This is a genomic window from methanotrophic endosymbiont of Bathymodiolus puteoserpentis (Logatchev) (genome assembly GCF_900128525.1).
In the GTDB taxonomy this organism is placed as follows: domain Bacteria; phylum Pseudomonadota; class Gammaproteobacteria; order Methylococcales; family Methylomonadaceae; genus Methyloprofundus.
This window is the reverse complement of sequence record NZ_FQTQ01000062.1, coordinates 159,088-179,233: the sequence shown is the minus strand read 5'-3', so window position 1 is coordinate 179,233 and position 20,146 is coordinate 159,088. Positions and strand designations below refer to the sequence as shown.

23 protein-coding genes and 1 other RNA gene are annotated in these 20,146 nt (G+C 40.2%); 10 read left to right on the top strand and 14 right to left on the bottom strand.

Features of this window, described 5'->3' with window-relative positions:
• Positions 1-267 precede the first annotated feature (267 nt).
• The 14 genes from BQ7314_RS04965 to BQ7314_RS04900 all read right to left on the bottom strand — a co-directional run bounded on the left by BQ7314_RS04965 (position 268) and on the right by BQ7314_RS04900 (position 13,126).
• Positions 268-2,901 (bottom strand): UPF0182 family protein, encoded by a 2,634-nt coding sequence (locus BQ7314_RS04965; protein ID WP_174482599.1) that lies wholly within the window; start codon positions 2,899-2,901, stop codon positions 268-270.
• Between the two features lie 237 nt (positions 2,902-3,138).
• Positions 3,139-3,438 carry a type II toxin-antitoxin system RelE/ParE family toxin gene (locus BQ7314_RS04960; protein WP_174482598.1) on the bottom strand — a complete coding sequence of 100 codons (300 nt, stop codon included), beginning with the start codon at positions 3,436-3,438 and terminating at the stop codon, positions 3,139-3,141.
• Entirely contained in the window at positions 3,439-3,708 is a 270-nt protein-coding gene (locus BQ7314_RS04955; protein ID WP_174482597.1) for a type II toxin-antitoxin system Phd/YefM family antitoxin, read from the bottom strand.
• 208 nt (positions 3,709-3,916) lie between these two features.
• Positions 3,917-4,225, bottom strand: coding sequence for a c-type cytochrome (locus tag BQ7314_RS04950; protein WP_174482596.1), 309 nt, complete (start codon positions 4,223-4,225; stop codon positions 3,917-3,919).
• A 13-nt stretch (positions 4,226-4,238) separates the two neighbouring features.
• Positions 4,239-5,519, bottom strand: a complete 1,281-nt coding sequence (locus BQ7314_RS04945) for a dihydroorotase (RefSeq protein ID WP_174482595.1) — start codon at positions 5,517-5,519, stop codon at positions 4,239-4,241.
• Positions 5,519-6,490, bottom strand: coding sequence for an aspartate carbamoyltransferase catalytic subunit (locus BQ7314_RS04940; RefSeq protein ID WP_174482594.1), 972 nt, complete (start codon positions 6,488-6,490; stop codon positions 5,519-5,521). Before BQ7314_RS04940 ends, BQ7314_RS04945 begins: the two co-directional genes overlap by 1 nt.
• Complete coding sequence (gene pyrR, locus BQ7314_RS04935; RefSeq protein WP_174482593.1) at positions 6,477-6,998, bottom strand: bifunctional pyr operon transcriptional regulator/uracil phosphoribosyltransferase PyrR; 522 nt, start codon at positions 6,996-6,998, stop codon at positions 6,477-6,479. The genes BQ7314_RS04940 and pyrR overlap by 14 nt, the downstream gene beginning before the upstream one ends.
• Positions 6,999-7,001: 3 nt before the next feature.
• Complete coding sequence (ruvX, locus tag BQ7314_RS04930) at positions 7,002-7,454, bottom strand: Holliday junction resolvase RuvX (protein ID WP_174482592.1); 453 nt, start codon at positions 7,452-7,454, stop codon at positions 7,002-7,004.
• On the bottom strand, positions 7,447-8,013 hold the full coding sequence (locus BQ7314_RS04925; RefSeq protein ID WP_174482591.1) for a YqgE/AlgH family protein: 567 nt from the start codon (positions 8,011-8,013) through the stop codon (positions 7,447-7,449). Before BQ7314_RS04925 ends, ruvX begins: the two co-directional genes overlap by 8 nt.
• Before the next feature lie 171 nt (positions 8,014-8,184).
• Positions 8,185-8,739 (bottom strand): hypothetical protein, encoded by a 555-nt coding sequence (locus tag BQ7314_RS04920; RefSeq protein ID WP_174482590.1) that lies wholly within the window; start codon positions 8,737-8,739, stop codon positions 8,185-8,187.
• A gap of 74 nt (positions 8,740-8,813) precedes the next feature.
• A complete protein-coding gene (locus BQ7314_RS04915) occupies positions 8,814-10,025 on the bottom strand; it encodes a UbiH/UbiF/VisC/COQ6 family ubiquinone biosynthesis hydroxylase (RefSeq protein WP_174482589.1) in 1,212 nt (403 codons plus the stop codon).
• Positions 10,022-11,236, bottom strand: coding sequence for a 2-octaprenyl-6-methoxyphenyl hydroxylase (gene ubiH / locus BQ7314_RS04910; RefSeq protein WP_174482588.1), 1,215 nt, complete (start codon positions 11,234-11,236; stop codon positions 10,022-10,024). The genes BQ7314_RS04915 and ubiH overlap by 4 nt, the downstream gene beginning before the upstream one ends.
• Before the next feature lie 31 nt (positions 11,237-11,267).
• Entirely contained in the window at positions 11,268-12,572 is a 1,305-nt protein-coding gene (locus tag BQ7314_RS04905) for an aminopeptidase P N-terminal domain-containing protein (protein WP_174482587.1), read from the bottom strand.
• An 8-nt stretch (positions 12,573-12,580) separates the two neighbouring features.
• Positions 12,581-13,126 (bottom strand): UPF0149 family protein, encoded by a 546-nt coding sequence (locus BQ7314_RS04900; RefSeq protein WP_174482586.1) that lies wholly within the window; start codon positions 13,124-13,126, stop codon positions 12,581-12,583.
• A 282-nt stretch (positions 13,127-13,408) separates the two neighbouring features.
• Here BQ7314_RS04900 and BQ7314_RS04895 point away from each other — a divergent pair, with 282 nt between their 5' ends.
• The 10 genes from BQ7314_RS04895 (at position 13,409) to BQ7314_RS04850 (ending at position 20,145) form a co-directional block, all read left to right on the top strand.
• Positions 13,409-13,630, top strand: a complete 222-nt coding sequence (locus BQ7314_RS04895; protein ID WP_174482585.1) for a TIGR02449 family protein — start codon at positions 13,409-13,411, stop codon at positions 13,628-13,630.
• Positions 13,627-13,926: a cell division protein ZapA gene (locus BQ7314_RS04890; RefSeq protein ID WP_174482584.1), complete on the top strand. Its 300-nt coding sequence runs from the start codon at positions 13,627-13,629 to the stop codon at positions 13,924-13,926. Before BQ7314_RS04895 ends, BQ7314_RS04890 begins: the two co-directional genes overlap by 4 nt.
• Positions 13,927-13,937: 11 nt before the next feature.
• Positions 13,938-14,115, top strand: a non-coding RNA gene (gene ssrS / locus BQ7314_RS04885) — 6S RNA.
• Between the two features lie 227 nt (positions 14,116-14,342).
• On the top strand, positions 14,343-15,113 hold the full coding sequence (locus BQ7314_RS04880; RefSeq protein WP_174482583.1) for a DUF3530 family protein: 771 nt from the start codon (positions 14,343-14,345) through the stop codon (positions 15,111-15,113).
• Positions 15,114-15,236: 123 nt separating this feature from the next.
• Positions 15,237-16,409 carry an ADP-forming succinate--CoA ligase subunit beta gene (gene sucC / locus BQ7314_RS04875; protein WP_174482582.1) on the top strand — a complete coding sequence of 391 codons (1,173 nt, stop codon included), beginning with the start codon at positions 15,237-15,239 and terminating at the stop codon, positions 16,407-16,409.
• Positions 16,406-17,278, top strand: a complete 873-nt coding sequence (gene sucD, locus BQ7314_RS04870; protein WP_174482581.1) for a succinate--CoA ligase subunit alpha — start codon at positions 16,406-16,408, stop codon at positions 17,276-17,278. The genes sucC and sucD overlap by 4 nt, the downstream gene beginning before the upstream one ends.
• 113 nt (positions 17,279-17,391) lie before the next feature.
• Positions 17,392-18,126 (top strand): HvfA family oxazolone/thioamide-modified RiPP metallophore, encoded by a 735-nt coding sequence (locus BQ7314_RS15760; protein ID WP_245394914.1) that lies wholly within the window; start codon positions 17,392-17,394, stop codon positions 18,124-18,126.
• An 86-nt stretch (positions 18,127-18,212) separates the two neighbouring features.
• On the top strand, positions 18,213-19,370 hold the full coding sequence (gene hemW, locus BQ7314_RS04860) for a radical SAM family heme chaperone HemW (protein ID WP_174482580.1): 1,158 nt from the start codon (positions 18,213-18,215) through the stop codon (positions 19,368-19,370).
• Positions 19,371-19,582: 212 nt separating this feature from the next.
• On the top strand, positions 19,583-19,828 hold the full coding sequence (locus tag BQ7314_RS04855; RefSeq protein ID WP_174482579.1) for a type II toxin-antitoxin system CcdA family antitoxin: 246 nt from the start codon (positions 19,583-19,585) through the stop codon (positions 19,826-19,828).
• A complete protein-coding gene (locus BQ7314_RS04850) occupies positions 19,828-20,145 on the top strand; it encodes a CcdB family protein (protein WP_174482578.1) in 318 nt (105 codons plus the stop codon). The genes BQ7314_RS04855 and BQ7314_RS04850 overlap by 1 nt, the downstream gene beginning before the upstream one ends.
• Position 20,146: the final 1 nt, after the last annotated feature.

Here is a 20,146-nt window from a genome sequence, read left to right as displayed (position 1 = left end):
GCATCTGCGCTTCAATTTCTTTTGAGTAAGGTTTTATCTTGGGTCGATTTTAAATAAAGTTTATGAGTTGCATCATTATAATTCTTAAATTGAACTTGCCTAAATTAATTTGTGCTCATTCCTAACCTATCGCCTACCGCGAACTATCTACCCATCCGAGGCTAGCTGTATCCTACACACCTCGAACAAATTTAACTTGCAACTTCTTAAAGTCGAACATACGGTGTATCCATTAGCAATCAAATGCTAATGGATACAATGACGTACTTACGGAATAGAAATTCCTGTTTTACTTGTCTCTTTCGCCCCCTGTTCAAATTTTTCTTTCAACTTTTTAAAGGCTACTCGTAACGTACGTGCCATAACGACTTCATTACCTATGGAAACGATGACTCGCGTTAACTCAGGTATCTTAGTTTTAGTCGCAATCATATAAATAGGTTGTACATATAAAATTGAATTTTCGCCCATCGGCAAAATAACCATACGCCCTTTCTCTACATTTGAACCATGTTGATCCCATAAAGTAAATTGCTCTGAAATAACTGGGTCTTGGTCAATTAATGCTTCTACTTGTGCAGGCCCATTAACTTGTACATCTCTTTTAAACTTATAAACTTTTATATTCGGCTTATAGCTATCAGCTTCACAGCTTTTAGTATCTAAGATACCTGCGACACCTATCATACTTAAGTTACTGCGATTAATCGGGGTCATCGGATTAATCATCACGAACTCCTCTCTATTATTACAATGGCCAAAATCCATAGTTTGATAGTAAGGCATGATAGACTTTTTATTTACCTTAGCAAACTGCCATGTCTCTGCTTGTTCAAAAAACAAGTTAGGGTTTGTTTGATGATATTTAGCATAAACCATCATTTGCATAAAATATAATTCACGTGGGTAACGTAAATGTCTGCGTAAATCGCTAGGTATATCTTCTAACTGTTTAAAAACACCTGGATAAGCAACACGATAAGCATTAATAATAGGATCATCAGGCTCGGCAATATAATATTTTACTGATCCAGTATAGGCATCAATCATAATTTTTACTGAGTTGCGGATATAGTTAAAATCCTTTGTACCCGAGAGAAAATTATCACTGGCAAATTTAGAGACAGGATATTTATCAGATAAGGTATAGGCATCTTGAATCCAGTAAAACCGACCTTTGGTAATCACTAAGTAAGGATCTTTATCAAGATGTAAAAAAGGAGTAAGTCGCGTTACTCTGTCAACAATATTACGCCTTAATAAAATTTTGCTCTGAGAAGAAATATTCGTTGAGAAAAAAATCTTTTCATCGCTAAAATAAATGGCTAATAATAGCTTTCTAAATAGAGATTTAAACGGTATGCCAGACCCCCCTTTATAAGAGCTATTAACATCTTGACCGGAATCTGATAAACCTAGAATATCCAATTTATTGGGCACGATAGCATAGGTATATTTTTCTTCACCATAATAAATATCAGGTGTCTCCACAGAAAGCTCTACATCTGAATGCATATTCAAATCACGCAAATACCATACGATAGGCTTTCCTGCATCTTGGGCGGCTGGAGTCACTACCGCGCCATAACCATGTGTATAGCGCAAATGAATATTTTCCCAACTCTTTGCTGCATCGGGTATCTTATCAATATTAAGCTCTCGTGCTGATAAATTAACTTGCTGGATATGACCACTTAAATAATAGCGATCTTCATCGACACTTTGAAAATTATAATAAGGACGCAGACCTTGTAGTTGCTGATAAACATCTTTTAAAAACTCTCTATCCCATACAGGAATATTCTCAAAATGCTTTTGAGTAGACCAGCTAGCAATGTCATCAGCAGCATCTAAATTAATTTTATAATCTACCGTCTCTATATTATTTAAATCATAAGCATTGAGTGTAGCATCGATATTACTTTGCATAAATTTCCCTTCTGTCAATACGGGGTTTGGCCGCACAATCAAGGAATTTATTAAGCTAGGAATAAATGATACATTTTGTAACCCTAGAGCCAGCAACAAACTGCCTAAGGCCACGAAAATAGGGATAACACTACGATGTTTTGGAGAAAAAATATAAATAACAGCAGCAACGAACAGCGCAAAAAAAGAAACAATACTCAGCCAAATAAGCGGTAATTGATAACGTATCTCAACAAAACCGGGTCCAAAAAATACCGGCTCATGTGAGCTGACATACAATAAAGAAAAACGATCTAAGAAGAACCCCCAAATCACAAATAATGCCGTAAAGCCGATTAAAATCGTTAAGTGAATTTTTACGCCCAGAGGGTAGGATTTGTTCTGATTAGGCACAAAAACATGTTCGATCCAATAAAGAGCGGCAACTAGAAAAAACAGAATCGTTGAGGTATACAGCAACTCTTGCTGAATCAGCATATAAAGTGGATATGAAAACAAATAAAAGCTCACATCCTGCCCATAAACAGGATCAACAATCCCCGAGGAGCTACCAAAAAAATAGAGTAAAGCAGCCTCCCATTGATCATAAAAAGGAATGGCTATAACGATAGCTAATAGCAAAGACAAAGGCGTATAAACCTTTATTGAGCCATCCATAAATATATCGGCAAAAGATTGGAAGCGCTGCCGCTTATCTGCACTAACCAATATTTCATCTGGAGGGCTTAAGCCTAAATAACGCGAGGCAATCCAGAAATGAAAAAAGAAGATACTAAAAAATATCAGCGTGACACCGCCAGAGAAAATAAACCGATAGAGTAGCCTTAGCCAAAAATAGCCTTCAAAATTAAGCGAGCGAAACCACCATAGGTCGACAAAGAAGTCGAGAAAGACAAAGTAGAATAGAATGTAGATGATGACAGCGAGTGCTGTTAACCCTATAAAAACGGATAACCATTTCCAATTTCGCATGGAAGCCTCTTAAAAATATAATTGTTATAAACCATCATAGCAATAACATGATCATTACATTTTCCATTTCAATGATCACTAGGCTATAAACTTATCTTTCTTGTTCAATTTTGCTAGATAACGCCAAATTCAGTGGCCGCTGACAGATATTCGATGAACTCAGCTAACACACTGAACTTTGATGAAAATGACCTTTGAAAAAACTGAGCTGCCAGCGGTCAACTGGAATTTTTTTTGTTATATTTCATTTTCTGGTAGCACAAGCAATCTCTCACTACGCCATACTCTAATAATATGAATTGAATTTTTTTTCCTCAAATAAACAATTCGAAATGCTGAATGAATAAGTTCCCTTATTTTTTCTTCGTCAAATTCTGGAACTTTTCTTCCAATATCAGGGTTGTCACTTAAAGTTTGAATATGGTCAATAATTGAAACTACATATTGCTTACCAACATGAGCAATACCTTCATTCTCATAGTATTCTTTGATGCTTTCAATATCACCAAAAGCTGAATTGGAAATAAAAATTTTCACTCAGCTTATACCTAGTTTCTTTTTAACCTCATCTAACTTGAATTCACTGCCTTCCTTTATTTCTATGAGCCCCTGTGTAATGGCCTTCATAAACTCCCGATTTTCTTGGTTTTCTTCATACTCAGCAAGCCCTTGCACTACAGCGATTCCTTTTCCTCGACTAGTAAGAAGGATTGGTCGATGAGCGTCTTTAGCACGATTTATAATTTTCCCAGGGTTAACTTTGAGCTCTGAAAGAGGAATAACATCTTCTGAGAACTTTATTTGCATGGGGAGAACCTTTAATAAATTGTTGACAAGTACTGATTATAGCACCTGTTAACAAGGCATCAAGAAATATAACTTGTAAGGTCACTGCTTAGCGAGTACAGCACCTTTTAAATTTGGCATAAAAAACTCATGACCTACAGGTGCTTGAGGCCACGCCTGCCTTTTAAGGCATCAATAATACGATTGGCACAATAACTTATTTTTATGCCTATTTCTTAAGGTTATGCAGTAATACATACTCAGTTAACTTACGCATACTTTCGCCTTGTATATTTGGAAAACTGGGCATAGTTAAGCCACCTGCATTCACTTTATGCGCTATATATTTAGCATTAATATTTTTAGAATTAATAGACCAATAATACCTTTTAGGGTTCTCAGGTTCGCCCGCATGACACCTCGCACAGGCCTCTAAATAAATAGTTTTAGCGGGTGAACTTTCTCTGGGTGTATAGTCATCTGAGCAAGCGACTAAACCTAAAGTTAATACCCATAAACTTAATTTTTTATACTGCATACCACGGCCTCCGTTATCTTTCTGCTAAGTAAATTATTTTACCGCCCTGTAGGGTATGGGTAACTTTACCCTGCATCGTATCCTGCCAAAACGGAGTGTTTAGGCCACGACTTTGCCAAGTTTTAGCGTTTATTTCCCAGCTTTCACGCGTATTAAATATACACACATCAGCCACATTGTTAACAGCTAATCCACCTGCATTAAGACCTAAAATTCGAGCAGGTTCCGTACTTAATTTTTCAATACCCTGAGTTAAACTTAAGTTTTTTTGTTCAACCAAACGCAACATTAATGGTAATACCGTTTCTAATGCCGAAATACCTGGCTCCGTTTCTGGGAATGCGCCTAATTTTGCATCGACATCATGTGGTTGGTGGTCACTACAGATACTATCAATAGTGTTGTTCTGTATGCCCACTAGCAGTGCATCTTTATCCTGCTGACTGCGCAATGGCGGAATAACATGATAATGGCTATCGTAAGGCCGCATATCCTGATCAGTTAAATGTAATTGATGCATAGCAACACCAGCACTAACCGGCAAACCAGCAATTTTAGCTTTAGCTATTAGATCTACTGAGCGCGCGCAGCTTAATCCTTGAAAATGTACACGACACCCAGTTTGTTCAATTAACTCCATGCACTGCACTAAAGCAATCGTTTCCGCAGCAGCAGGAATACCAGGTAAACCATAACGGCTTGCCATTGCACCTTCATGCGCACAGCCCTTATTGCTCAATGCAGCCTCTTGAGGGCAATATATTAATAATAAATCATAGCTTGCCGCATACTCCATTGCGCGCCGTAAAACCAATAAATCTTGCAAGGCATGATAGCCATGGCTGACCGCGATACAGCCTGCTTTTTTTAAAGCATGCATAGAACTGAGTTCGGTACCTGCTAATTTTTGGGTTAATGCCGCAATAGGGTAAATATGTGGGTAGCCACATTTTTCTGCCTTATCTTCAATTAATTCGACAATCGCAGGAGAATCAATAACAGGGCTTGTATCAGGCGGAATGCAAAGACTAGTAAAACCAGCACTTGCTGCAGCCTTAGTTTCCGATTTCATGGTCGCTTTGTGACTTTGCCCAGGCTCACGCAAACGCGCACTCAAATCAACAAAGCCAGGACAAACAATACGCCCTTGCGCATTAATGCTAGTATCGGCAGTAAACCCATCAGGCGCTTGCATCATGCCAATAATCTTGCCTTCTGCGATATATAACGAACCTTGTTGATCAAGACCATTTTGCGGATCAATAACATGCCCATTAACAATTTCAATATGCATTATTCTGCACCTCTATTGCCATTCATAGTCATGGATAAAATAGCCATACGCACAGCGATACCATTGCTAACTTGTTGCAAAATAACTGACTGCGCCCCATCAGCCACACTAGAAGAAATTTCAACCCCGCGATTTATTGGCCCAGGGTGCATAACAACAGCATCTTTATTGGCAATTTTTAGCTTTTCATCGGATAAGCCAAAGCATTTAAAATATTCATTTTCACTCGGTAAAAATGCACTATTCATACGTTCTTTTTGTAAACGCAGCATAATAATCACATCGACATTTTTTAATCCGGCTTGCATATCATAATAAACAGAAACACCTAACGCTTCGACTTGTACAGGCAGTAAACTCTTAGGTGCAATAACCCGAACTTCTTCAACGCCGAGCATGTTTAAAGCAAGTATCTGTGAGCGCGCTACGCGTGAATGCAGAATATCGCCGATAATAGCAACCCGCAAGCCAGTAAACTGTTTTTTAACACGCCGAATAGTAAACATATCCAGCATCGCTTGTGTGGGATGCTCATGCTGCCCATCGCCAGCATTAATCACATTAATATGGGGTGCAGTATGTTGGGCAATAAAATGAGCGGCACCGCTAAGCGAATGACGCACCACAAACATATCGACCTGCATGGCCTCCATATTACGAATAGTATCCAGTAAACTTTCGCCTTTTGAGGTCGCAGACGTTGCAATATTCATGCTTAATATATCTGCCGAAAGGCGCGTAGCAGCTAGTTCAAACGTAGCACGCGTGCGCGTACTATTTTCAAAAAATAAATTAACAATGGTTTTGCCGCGTAATAAGGGAAATTTCTTAATGCTCTGCTCAGAAGCACCCGCAAAAGATTCAGCTGTATCTAAAATTTCGGTTAATAAGTCCTTATTTAATCCTTCGATACTTAGGAAATGACGTAATTTACCTTGCGAATTTAATTGTAAATTCTCAATCTCGAGCATACCGCCTCCGTTCAATCATCAAATCTAATGGCTCTGGCCCTGTTAGTTTGATACTCTGCCCGTCCGCTAACGAAACTTTCGCCCCAACACAGTCTGGACGGATAGGCACTTGTCTGCCATTACGCTCAATTAAGACCCCTAAAATGACTTGATTCGGTCGCCCAAATTCAAAAATTTCATTTAATGCTGCACGTACTGTTCTTCCGGTATAAAACACATCATCAATTAAAATAATATCACGTCCTTCAATGGTAAAAGGAAGCGTGCTTTGCTTAACTTTAGGGTGCATGCCTATCTGAGAAAAATCATCTCGATAAAAAGAAATATCCAATAGTGCCAAAGGCTCTTTAATATTTAGCCAATTATGTATTTTTTCTGCAACCCAAACACCGCCGGTATGAATACCGATAACAATAGGGTCAGTAATTTGGCGCTGTTCCATAAGCTCAATAAGAGATGACTCTAACTGATTGAATAAAACGGGAATTTCAATGTGTTCAATAGCCATTTTTTATTTTTGTTGATTTAACCAAGTTTGAAGAATTAATTGCGCTGCCAATTGATCTTGGACTTCCCAGAGCTTACTCGCATTGACATGCAAATCATCATACAGCATTTGTTTTGCCTCAAAGGTAGATAAAGCCTCGTCTACTTGAAAAACAGGGAGATGATAACGACCCTTTAATTGGCGGCAGAATTTTAACATTCTGGGAGTAATGATATTATCACTACCATCCGCTTGACGAGACACGCCAACGACTAAACCAGTCGGCTGCCATTCGCTAATTAATGCGCTAATTTTATCCCAACCGGGAGTTTGATTGAGCGAGCGAATCGTCATCAGTGGGCTGGCTGTTTTAGTCATTAATTGACCAACAGCCGTGCCTATTTTTTTATTACCAAAATCGAACCCTAGATAAGTTTCCGATTGTAACCCCGCCAGAATAGGGTCTTTTTTATGCATGGCCTGTTTGCGTACTTAATAAGTTAATATCTAAGCCCATTTTATATGCTGCCGTGTTCCAACGCTGACTAATGGGCGTATCAAAAACAACGCTTTCATCATAGTGCGTATTCAGCCAAGCATTTTCTTTTATTTCTCTTTCTAGCTGCTCTTCTCCCCAGCCAGCATAGCCGAGAGCAATTAAAAACTTTTGTGGACCTTGACCGGCAGCAATGGCTTGTAAAATATCGCGTGATGTTGTTAGCGAAAGCGTATCTGATACAGAGATACTCGACTCCCAAAGTTCTTCTGAAGTTTGATGCAAAACAAAGCCGCGCTCTTGTTGTACGGGGCCGCCTGCAAAAACCGGTAGTTTAGCTATTTTTTCATTTTCAACAGAAATATCCATTTGCTCCAAAATATCACCTAATCTCATTTGTAGCGGGTGATTAATTACCAGTCCTAAAGCCCCTTCGCTATTGTGCTGGCAGATGAAAGTTACACCATGAAAAAAGTTGGGGTCTTTTAAATTAGGCATTGCAATCAGCAATTGATTTTTAAAGGAGCTAGTTTCTTGCATAAACCTTTATTTCCTAAATGATTATTTATTAGAGTAATTATAACGTTATATAAGGCTACATAAGATGACAATATAATGTTTTATGAGCACTTAATAGACTTTATTGTACTTTTCTTCGCCGATAGGCTGCCAGTTACCTTTGATTCCTAACAGTTTTTACCCGTCAATAAATTAGTGTAGAAAATCATAAAACCTGATACCTAGCGTATCCGTAGCATTTTCCACATTTGGAAGCGTCATACCGCATACCGTTGCCTCATCACTCAACGCTGGAGTCCCCCCAAGCATTAGCAGAAGTTCGTTTGTATCTTTCATCGTTTCACATCCTGCATATATATCTGCTGCTGTAACCGTGATAATTAGAGCTACTCCAAAATAAGGCACCGATTCAGGAATAACGGCAGAAACGTTAAGAGCTACATTTTTTGTTGTTCTGCGAGCTATATTTTTAGATATCTTTTGGGCTTTTACTAGTTTTACTTTGCGTTCTTTTTCTTTTTTACTAAATAGCTCATTCTGTCTCCGCAGACGTTCATTATCAGCAGAAAGTGACTGATATTTCCTTGATTTACTCTGTGAAAGGAGCTCGCCATATGGCAAATGTGAAAACAACCCATAGAGATGATCGTGAAACTTTGCATTAGTAACCGACAGAATATTTGTAGAAACCAGGACAAGAATAATAGAGACCAAAAAAATATTCCATGCACTTTTAAAAAATTTCATGATATAGGCTCTCACTATTAGCCGAATAATAGAGTCTAATAATCTCTGTTTTTTGAGCTAGTTAATCTATGTCCCTAAATACCACGCGCCAACGCAGGCAGATCATCACGCAAGCCCATCGCATAGCGATTAAAGTAATTCTTTAACCAAGCCGTATGGTTTACCCAGCTCATACCTGTGCCACGTAACTGACGCAACACTTCATTATCTGTCGTATACATTTTATTAATGGCATCCATACTGCTCATCATCGCCAGGTTATCGCCCTTACGCCAGCGCTCATATTGACGCAAAGTTTTATGACTGCCAATGGGCCTGCCTACTTGATCCGCCTTAATCGTTAATTCTGCAATCGCTGCAGCATCTAACAAACCTGCATTGGCTCCTTGCCCCGCTAATGGATGCATAGCATGCGCGGCATCACCAATGACGACAAAATGATCCGCGCTATATTGTTGTGCATACTGAAAACGCAAAGGAAAAGCACCTCGTGGCCCGACTGTTAGTATTTTCCCTAAGACACCTTCGGTAGCATGCTCTAAAGTTTGTAAAAATTCAGCATCAGACAATTGCAAATAGTCTTGTGCGGTATCATGTTTTAAGGTCCAAACGATAGAACATTGGCCATTTTTTAAAGGCAAAAGCGCCAGTGGACCTTCAGGTAAAAAACGCTGCCACGCAGTAAATTGATGACTTTTTTCACTACTGATCGTTGCCACCAAGCCATCTTGTTTATATTCCCAGCCTGTTGTTTGTATACCTGCCATCTGACGTAAAGCTGAATCACGGCCATCCGCAGCAATCACTAGATCAGCTTCCAGTGCCGTACCATCACTGAGGGTTATTTGTGTGCTATTGTCACTAAGCTGCAAATCCATTATGCTTGCTGGACATAATATCGTTGCACTAGGCAGTGACTCTAATTGGTCCCATAAAGAAGCGACTATCACTCGATTTTCGACAATATATCCTAGCTCAGAAAATTCAGTATCTGCGGCATCAAAATGCAAAACACCCGCGCTATCAGCATCCCAAACATGCATATGGTCATATGGGCCGATACCACGTTGCTCCATTGCATCCCAAGCACCAACAGCACGTAAAATATTTTGCGAAGCTCGTGTTAAAGCTGAGACACGGATATCAACCGGATCTGCTGGCCATGTACGCGCAGGATTTCTAGCATCTAATAAAGCAACATCAATACCCGCTTGTGCTAAAGCACAGGCGGCAGTTGCACCAACAATACCGCCACCCACAATAATGACCGCGTATTTTTTACTCATACTCGCCTCCGATTACCGATATGTGGCATCCGTGTATTTAGGCCCATGGCATAGCGCGCCAAGTGTTTCTTAGCGCTAGGAATACTGTCTAATAAGGCTAACCCTGCATTTCTTGCAGCAGCAAGTGATAGCCATTCATTAGAAAATAACTTAACAACGCTATCGGTAAAGTTAATCACCGTATCATGATCTTTTTTACGCTGCTCGGCATAGCGTTCCAAGACCGAATGAGCACCTATATCAGCACCATTTGCGGCAGTCTCAAGAATAATTTCCGCTAATTGCACGACATCCCTGAGACCTAAATTAAACCCTTGCCCCGCGACAGGGTGCAGTTGATGTACGGCATTACCTATAATAACAGTACGCCCTGAATACATGCTTTGCGCGCGAATAAGGCGTAATGGAAAAGACCGCCTCGGTGCTGCTAGACTAAATTGCCCTAATTTATAACCAAAACATGCGTGTAAACTGGCAATAAATTCCTCTTCGCTAGCCATCATTAATTGCTCAGCTTCTTCGGTGCTGCGCGTCCAAACAACGGCATAGTCTTGTTTTATCGGCAACAAGGCCAGCGGCCCTGCCACCGTAAAGCGTTCATAAGCAGTATTATCATGCACCACGTCAGTTTTAATCGTAGTGACGATTGCACTCTGCTGGTATTCGGTAATGCTTTGCTCTATATCCAATAGTTTTCTGATCGTTGATTGCCCACCATCTGCCCCAACGACTAATTTGGCAGATAAGTTAAGTGCAGCCTCTTGTTGCTTTAAGCTAATATGTGCAAATTGGTCATCTGCAGCAACCCCGATAACTCGAGCGGGGCAGATTTGCACTATGCCTGCTTGTTTGACTAGGTCAGCGACAACAGCTTCTAAATCACGCGCAGTAATGACATAGCCTAGCGCATCAACACCTTCTTTTTTTGCCGAGAGACGTGTTTTGCCAAAATGCCCTTGATCTGAAATGTGTATTTGCTTAATCGGTGTTGCTTGCGCTTGTGCATATTGCCAAATACCTAAGGCATCAAGCATACGTATTGACCCGTTTGCCAAGGCTAAAGCACGATCTCCAGCAGGCGAATCATGCAATTGTTCGCGCGTATTGGCCTCCACAATAGCAATTTTTAAGTCACTATTTTGTAAAGCTAATGCCAAGCAATTCCCTGCGAGACCGCCACCGATAATTAATACATCATAATCTTGCTTCATGTTTAAGTTCTCTTTTAGCTATGGGAAAAGCTTATTGCATAATTGCTTCAATATCAGCAATGGTTTTAGGAATTGCATACGTTAAAACTTGATAGCCTTGCTCAGTCACTAAAATATCATCCTCAATGCGGATACCGATACCGCGCCATTTTGCATTGACACTTAAACAATCATGCGGTACGTACAGCCCTGGCTCAATGGTTAAAACCATGCCAGGCTCTAAAACACGCCATTCATCATCTATCTTATAGTCTCCAACATCATGGACATCCATGCCCAACCAATGGCCAATACGATGCATATAAAAGACCTTATAGCTTTCATCTGCAATTAATTTATCTACTTCGCCAACAAGTAGACCAAGATCGACCAAGCCTTGAGTTAATACTGCAACGGAAGCATCATGTGCTTTATTCCATGGTGCACTGGGTTTTATTTCAGCCAGGGCCGCCAACTGAGCATCTAAAACTAATTGGTAAAGTAATTTTTGTTCTGTAGAAAAGACACCATTCACCGGAAAAGTTCGGGTAATATCTGCCGCATAATGATCACATTCGGCTCCGGCATCAATTAACAATAAATCACCGTCATTTAACACTGCTTTATTTTCTACATAGTGTAATACACAGGCATTTTTACCGCCCGCAACAATAGATGGATAAGCGACAGCGCGCAGACCATTATCTATAAATTCATGAATAATATCGCCTTCCACTTGATATTCATAGCGACCCGCCTGGCAATTACGCATAGCACGAATATGCGCTTTAGCAGAAACATCAGCGGCTTTTTGCATCAGTTTAATCTCAGCGGGACTTTTGATTAAACGCATTTCATGCAGCGTATGCTCTAATGAAACTAACTCGCCTGGCGCATTCACACCACTACGCGTTTGACTACGAATATGCGTAATCCAGTCCATCAGCTGATGGTCTAGCTCGGAATCACGCCCCATAGGATAAAAAACCTTGTGTTTATTTTCTAATAAACCCGGCAAAATATCACCTAAATCAGTAATGGGGAAAGAATCATCTGCGCCATAGGTTTCAGTCGCCCCCTCCAACCCGGCATGAGCGCCTTCCCATAAGGCTTTTTTCTCATCAAACTCTTGGCAAAATAAAATATACTGACCTTGCTCACGGCCTGGGATAAAAGCAGCTAAGGCATTAGGCTCATTAAAGCCGGTCAGATAATAAAAATCACTGTCTTGGCGAAAAGGATAATCAACATCACGATTTCTAGTGCGTGTATTGGCACTGGCAATAATAGCAATATTACCTTTCCCTATTTGCGCCATTAGTTGTGCGCGGCGCTTTTGAAATTCTTGTGCTTCCATTGTTGCTCCTAATGCAAAGTCTTATTATTAGCGACATCTTGAACAATATCCGTTAATTCAGTACGAATTAGCATTGTAGAGGCGCGCAAATACTCTTGAATTTCAACCAACGAGCCTTCTGCCTCGTCATCACCCTCCTCTATATCCGTATCAAGCTTGGTAAATTCAACTATATCTTTAAGAATTTCTTGGATACCACTAGACCACTGCTCAGGGTTGCTAGCTCGACCTAAGCCAAATAAAAAGCCACGACACCATTGAATTAAAGCCGTACAACGAACAGTTAGACTAGCTTCTTCATCCTCAGGTAAATACAAATCAAACAAAAATTCATCACCTGCTAATAGCGCCTTGGTTTCATCGAATAAATTTATCAAAGCATATTTATCTTCTTCCAATAAATGCGCATCTTCAAAAAAAGCCTCCGTCATCCATGAACTTGCTTCCGCAGCAGAATCAAGGCATAACATAGCCGTTGCAATACCATGCACTTCGGCAGCACTCTCGGCTGCATCTCTTTGTAAAATGATTGAATTAACTTCAGAATAGCTCATTGCGTTGTAGAGTAAATTTAATATCAGTGGTGGGTAGGGTTAGCGTCACTAGTACAGCAACCCCGAAATAAGCCATAAAACCATTAGCCATTTAAAAACAATTAGTTATAGCGATTTTTTATATTAAAAATTTCAGGGTTTGCTGTACTAGCGCTAATTTTTTTGGGGTAGCTATGCTAACATAGATATTAATGTTATAAACTTTTCAGAAAAAACAGTCAGCCAGTATAGCGCTTTTTTAGTTGTTATAGGCCGGTTTTGGTTTAATTAATGAGTCGTCTAATGAGTACAAAAAATCAATCATTTGATATTACAGAACTTGAAGATAAGTTAGAAGAGTTAATTCAGCGCTACAATTCCATTAAGCAAGAAAATACTAGCTTAAAAGTAAAGCAAGATGAATTAGTGAAAGAAAAAGCAAAACTAGTTGAAAAAACTAACTTAGCACGCACTCGTGTAGAAGCAATGATTAGTCGTTTAAAAACAATGGAACATGGCTCATGAGCAAGCAACAAGCCCCCGTCTCACTCACTATCTTGGGCAAAGAATATAAAATTATGTGCTCTGTCGAAGAGCAGGAAGATTTAGTGGATTCAGCAAAACAATTAGACGAGCAAATGCGTCAGATTCGCTTAACAGGTAAAGTCTCGGGTGCTGAACGTACCGCTGTACTTGCCGCATTGAATTTAACCCATGAACTCATGCAGGCCAAGAAAAATGTCATACCTGATAGTTCTGCCGTAAGCAAGCAGTTAAATAAAATGTATCTTAAGATCGAAACTGCATTAAAAAACGTTTAGAATACCCCGCGTATCTCCTGTCGTGTTCGACAGTGGAGTGGGTGTTCCTTGGACCTGTAATTACCCAGGGAGTCGACTCGTGTACTGGTGTGCATGTCCGCTTGCGGAAAGCCTGAAATGCAAGATAGATTCCCACTTGAACCATTCGGTTCAAGGACGATGCTTCGCATCGGCACATACGGGAGATACACTTTTATTGCTCAACTATGTTAGCCTTCGTTCTGAATGATTACGCCGTCTTAATCTCACATTTACATCCTACTTCAATTAATCATACAAACGTGTACGACCCCCTTTTACATAAACCGGTTATACGCTAAAGACAGGACATTCTGCTAAAGTACGCATTGCATGCCTTTCAGCTGTTAGGTATCCGCTCAAAAGGGTAGTCCATTAAAGACACAAAAGGCCTAAGTATGTTAATTAGAAAAATAACCATTACTTTAATTTTTTGCCTTATCAGCCTTAATCTTTATGCCACTGATGCAGCACGCGAAGCTCAGTATGCTAGAGAAATTTCCGCAGGCAATGCCCGAGATGAAGTCATTTGGCTAGGCGAGCCTAATAAGCGTTTCTTAGTACTCTATAGAGAGTCAGAAAAATCAGGCTTTAAAGGGACCGCCATTTTACTGCATCACATGGGCGGCCACCCTGATAGCGACCCTCTTATTTATACGCTAAGACGTGAATTAGCAAAACATAACTGGGCAACCTTTGCATTACAAATGCCCTTGCGCGAGATAGGTGCTCCAGCGGTAGATTATTACTCATTATTTCCTGAAGCAAAACAAAGAATTAATGAAGCAACACGCCATTTAGCGGATCATGGTGCAGAATCTATAGTCTTAATAGGTCACCAACTAGGCGCTTTAATGGCTTTATACGCCCAAGCAAATGAGCCTATGCCAGAAATAAAGGCCCTAGTCACTATTGGCTTAAATGCGCCTGAAACAGACAATAAAAACGCACAAACATTCGAATTAATTAAACAACTTCGCATTCCCTTTTACGATATCTATGGTGAGCAGGATGCCGAAGATGTTGTTTACAGCGCGAGAGAGCGGCGTATTTCTGCACGCAATAATAAACAGTACCGTCAATTCCAATTAAACCGAGCTAGTTCGCCTTATTGGCAGGACCAGACTTTAGTTGTTAAACGTATCTATGGGTGGTTAAGTCATTATTAATAACTTCCTATAAAAGCAAACTATGCCACTTAAATAGCACTAAAAAATACTGAAATATAAGCTGGCTACGTATATACTGGAAAAATTTTAATCTACTCCTTGCACTAGCGCATAAGGCCAACGATGAATATTCATGAGTTTCAGGCAAAACAACTCTTTAGAGACTACAAAATACCTGTTCCCGAAAGTAGTGTTGTCACTTCTGCTGAACAAGCATTTACTGCGGTGCACGCTCTTCCCAGTGATAGTTGGGCTGTTAAAGCACAGGTACATGCAGGGGGGCGTGGCAAAGTAGGTGGCGTTAAAATAGCTAACACAACCGCCGCAGTCGTTGACTCAGTCAATCAGATGTTAGGCCAACAGTTAATAACACAACAAACAACAGCAGCAGGCTTACCCATTAATTCTATTTTAATAGAACAAACAACTGCGATTAAACGTGAATTCTATTTAAGCTTGATTATTGATCGCCATGCAGAAAAATTATGTTTTATCGCATCAATAGCAGGAGGAATGGATATTGAAGCCGTTGCCGCGGCAACGCCAGAAAAAATCATTAGCCTATTTATCCATCCGGCTGCGGGTTTACAAGCTTATCAATGTCGACAAATTGCCTTTGCATTTGACTTGCAAGGCGAACAATTAAAAGCCCTACATCAGTTAATGGCTGGCATGATGCAGCTATTTTTAGATAAAGATGCAAGCCAAATTGAAATCAACCCTTTAGTTGAAACAGAGACCGGCGAATTACTTGCTTTAGATGCAAAAATTAATTTTGATGACAATGCCTGTGCCTTGCATAAGGATATCTTGGCTTTGCGTGATACTCGTCAAGAAGGTGAAAAAGAGAATACCGCCAAACAGTTCGATCTTAATTATATTACCTTAGAAGGCAATATCGGTTGTATGGTCAATGGTGCGGGATTAGCAATGGCAACGATGGACTTAGTGAAATTAAAAGGCGGCACGCCGGCAAATTTTCTTGATGTAGGCGGTGGGACAACCATAGAAAAAGTTACAGAAGCGTTTAAATTGATAATCTCAGATAAAAATGTCAAAGCCGTTTTAGTCAATATATTCGGCGGCATCGTGCGCTGTGATGTGATTGCCCAAGGTATTTTAGGTGCATTAGCGCAAATAAAAACCGACTTACCCGTGATTGTTCGTTTAGAAGGCACTCATGCTGAAGAAGGTCGTGCACTATTACATAATAATGTCGCGCCCAATATTATCCCTGCGGAAGATTTAGATCATGCTGCGGAACAAGCTGTCGCCCTTGCCAGAGGTGCTGCATGAGTATTTTAATTGATAAAAATACCAAAGTAATTTGCCAAGGTTTTACCGGCAAACAAGGCACTTTTCATGCACGGCACGCTTTAGATTACGGCACAAAGTTAATTGCCGGAGTCACCCCAGGACGCGGTGGCACTGAACATCTAGGTTTACCGGTATTTAATACAGTACAAGATGCCTATGACGCAACACAAGCTGATGCGAGTGTTATTTATGTACCGCCTTTTTTTGCTGCTGATGCGATTTTAGAAGCCGTGGATGCAGGCATTAAATTAATTGTTTGTATTACAGAAGGCATTCCCGTATTACATATGCTGCGTGTTAAAGCTGCGATGCAGGAAAGCGGTGCTTTATTAATTGGCCCTAATTGCCCGGGTATTATTACTCCTGAGCAATGCAAAATTGGTATTATGCCCGGCAATATTCATCAAGCCGGCTCGATTGGAATTGTCTCGCGCTCAGGCACTTTAACTTATGAAGCAGTACACCAAACGACCCAACAAGGCTTAGGCCAGAGTACTTGTATTGGCATTGGTGGCGATCCTATTCATGGTATGAACTTCATTGATGTCATCAGCCGATTTCAAGCGGATGAAAGCACCCAAGGTATTATTATGGTGGGTGAAATTGGTGGCAGTGAAGAAGAGGAAGCCGCTGAATATATTCAAAATCACGTTACCAAACCTGTTGTTTCTTATATTACCGGCCTCACAGCGCCAGCGGGAAAACGTATGGGCCATGCCGGAGCCATTGTTACTGGTGGTAAAGGCACAGCTGAAGGCAAAGTTAGCGCACTAAAATCTGCCGGTGTCGAAGTAGTTAACTCTCCCTCAGCAATGGGCATAGCAATGAAGGAACGACTATTGACGTAGTAAGTTCTTATAAAACGGTTTAGTACCGAGAGAAACCTTGCAAAGGAAAGGCAATGAGTGTAGAAAAAAGGACTATATTAACAAATAATAATAAATAATCTAAGGGGAAGAATATGAAAAAAACAACTAAAACTTTAACTACCATTGGTACCGCTTTAGCATCTTCATTCGCTGTATCTGCTGCTAATGCTGAGAGCAACCCATTTGCGATGACTGAATTAGATAGCGGCTATATGCAGCTTGCACAATCAGATAAGGCCGGTGAAATGAAGTGCGGCTCTAAAATGAAAATGGATAAAAAATCAGAGGCTGCTTGTGGCGAAGGTCGATGTGGCAGCATGATGGAAAATGGCAAAATGAAAAAAGGCTTAGAGCAAGCTTGCGGCGCTATGATGAAAGGTAAAGAAGGCGCTTGCGGTGATATGAAAGAAAAAGCATCCTCTGGAAAAGCAAAGCATAAAGGCTATTCCGTCAACACATCGGGTTGGGGCAAAAACAAAGCTAAGGAAATGAAGAAAAACATGGACATGAAAAATGGCATGAACATGGATAAAGGAATGGATATGAAAGGCATGCAAGGCATGTGCGGTGGTATGATGCAAGGTGGAAAAATGAAAAAAGGCATGGAGCAGATGTGTGGCGCTATGATGAAAGGCAAAGAAGGTAAATGTGGCATGGGCGACATGAAAGGCATGGATATGCAAGGTGGCATGGGTAATATGAAGGGAATGGGAGGCATGAAAGAAATGAACGGAAAACAAGGTGGCGATATGAAGGGTATGAATATGAAAGGCAAAGAAGCAAGTTGCGGCGTTATGGTAACGCCTGAGCAAGCTGCTGGTAAATAAACCCGAAGTAACCTTATTATAAGAGGGCTTTAGTCTCGGTAACGGACTAAAGCCCTCTTACAACAAAGCACCAATCTCCTATTTAGATGCTCACTAGCGCCTCAAACCTTCCCCCTCTTAGCCTTTATATTCATTTCCCGTGGTGCATTCAAAAATGCCCCTATTGTGATTTTAATTCACATAAGGCCAGTGGCATTTTGCCAGAAAACCAATATATTGATGCTTTACTCACTGATTTAGCGCAAGATATTGCGCAATTTTCAGAAACACGCCCTATTCAAAGCATTTTTATGGGGGGTGGTACACCGAGTTTATTTTCCGCCCAACATATACAACATTTGCTAGAAGGAGTTCAAAAACAACTCGATTTTGCTGATGATATAGAAATAACCTTGGAAGCAAATCCTGGCACATTTGAGAGTGAAAAATTCACTGATTATAGAGCGATAGGCATTAATCGTCTGTCTATTGGCATACAAAGCTTTCATGAACAGCACTTAAAGCGCTTAGGGCGTATTCATTCAGCACAAGAAGCGATACGCGCAGTAACCATTGCCCAGCAGGCTGGCTTTGAGAATCTTAATTTAGATTTAATGTTCGGCTTACCCGAAAGTAGCGAGCAAGATAGCATTAATGATGTACGCCAAGCCATTACTCTACAGCCCAGTCATATTTCTTTTTACCAACTTACCTTAGAACCCAACACCTATTTTCATAAATATCCGCCCGTATTACCTGAAGATGATGCTATTTTTAATAGCCAATTAGCGTGTCAGGAATTATTAGCACAACACGGCTATTTGCAATATGAAATTTCAGCTTATGCGCAAGCAGATAAGCAATGCAGCCACAACCTTAATTATTGGTCATTTGGTGATTATTTAGGTATAGGAGCTGGCGCACATGGTAAAATCACTCAAAATACGCCACATAATATTGTCCGCACAACAAAACCAAAACAGCCAGAGCAGTACCTTAAGCAAGACAAAAGTAAGCGCTTTGCCCTCGCGATAAATAGCAATGATTTAGCGCTCGAATTTGTGATGAATAATTTACGCTTAAAAGGGGGATTTAGCCTTGATACTTATACGCAAAGAACCGGTTTAAACGCACAAACACTAGAGCCTGCTTTAACTCACTGCCTAAATCAAGGCTTATTAATTCAACACCAACAACAGTATTATTGTTCAGAAAAAGGCTGGCACTTTTTGGATAGCATTTTAGAAAAATTTCTTGGTGCCTGATGCTATAAGCTATACTGTTGCGCGAGCAAATTTATGAGCAAGTATGCAATGACCATGCGCCTATCGCCTGCATCAGCTGACGTAATAAGGGGCGATTTTTTTTGCTAAAGCAAAAAATGACGCTTATTACAGTCAGATGGATGTCATTGTTAGATGCTTATGCTATATTTTAATACGCATTTACTATGCGCATAATATTCGAGGTTGTCGACATGCATCATATTTATAATCATAGCGCCCCTAAAAAACCAACAAACCTTAGTGTCAACAGTGATCTACTCACAAAAGCTAGAATTTTAAAAATTAACTTATCCGCCACCTTAGAGTCAGCCCTTGAAGTTCAAGTTCGTCTCTCAGCACGTGAAGAATGGCTAAAAGAAAATAAAAAAGCAATAATTTCTCTAAATGAGCTTGTTGAAAATAATGGACTGTTTTCCGATTCATTTAGGGAATTATGATGCCACAATTTACGCTTTACAAAAATGAAAATAAAAACTCAAAAAAAGCCTACCCATATTTTATTGATGTTCAAAGCGATCTTTTGGTTGACTTGAATTCCAGGCTGGTAATTCCTTTATCCGCACAAGAAACATTGGACAACTTGAATGCAAAAAAACTATGCCCTACTATCGAAATTGATGAAGGTGTATTTGTGTTACTTACACATCAAATGACTTCAGTACCTTACTCTACTTTAAAGAATAAGGTAACCTCACTCGAGCATTATAGATATGATATTTTAGGTGCTATAGACCTACTGTTAACAGGCATCTAAC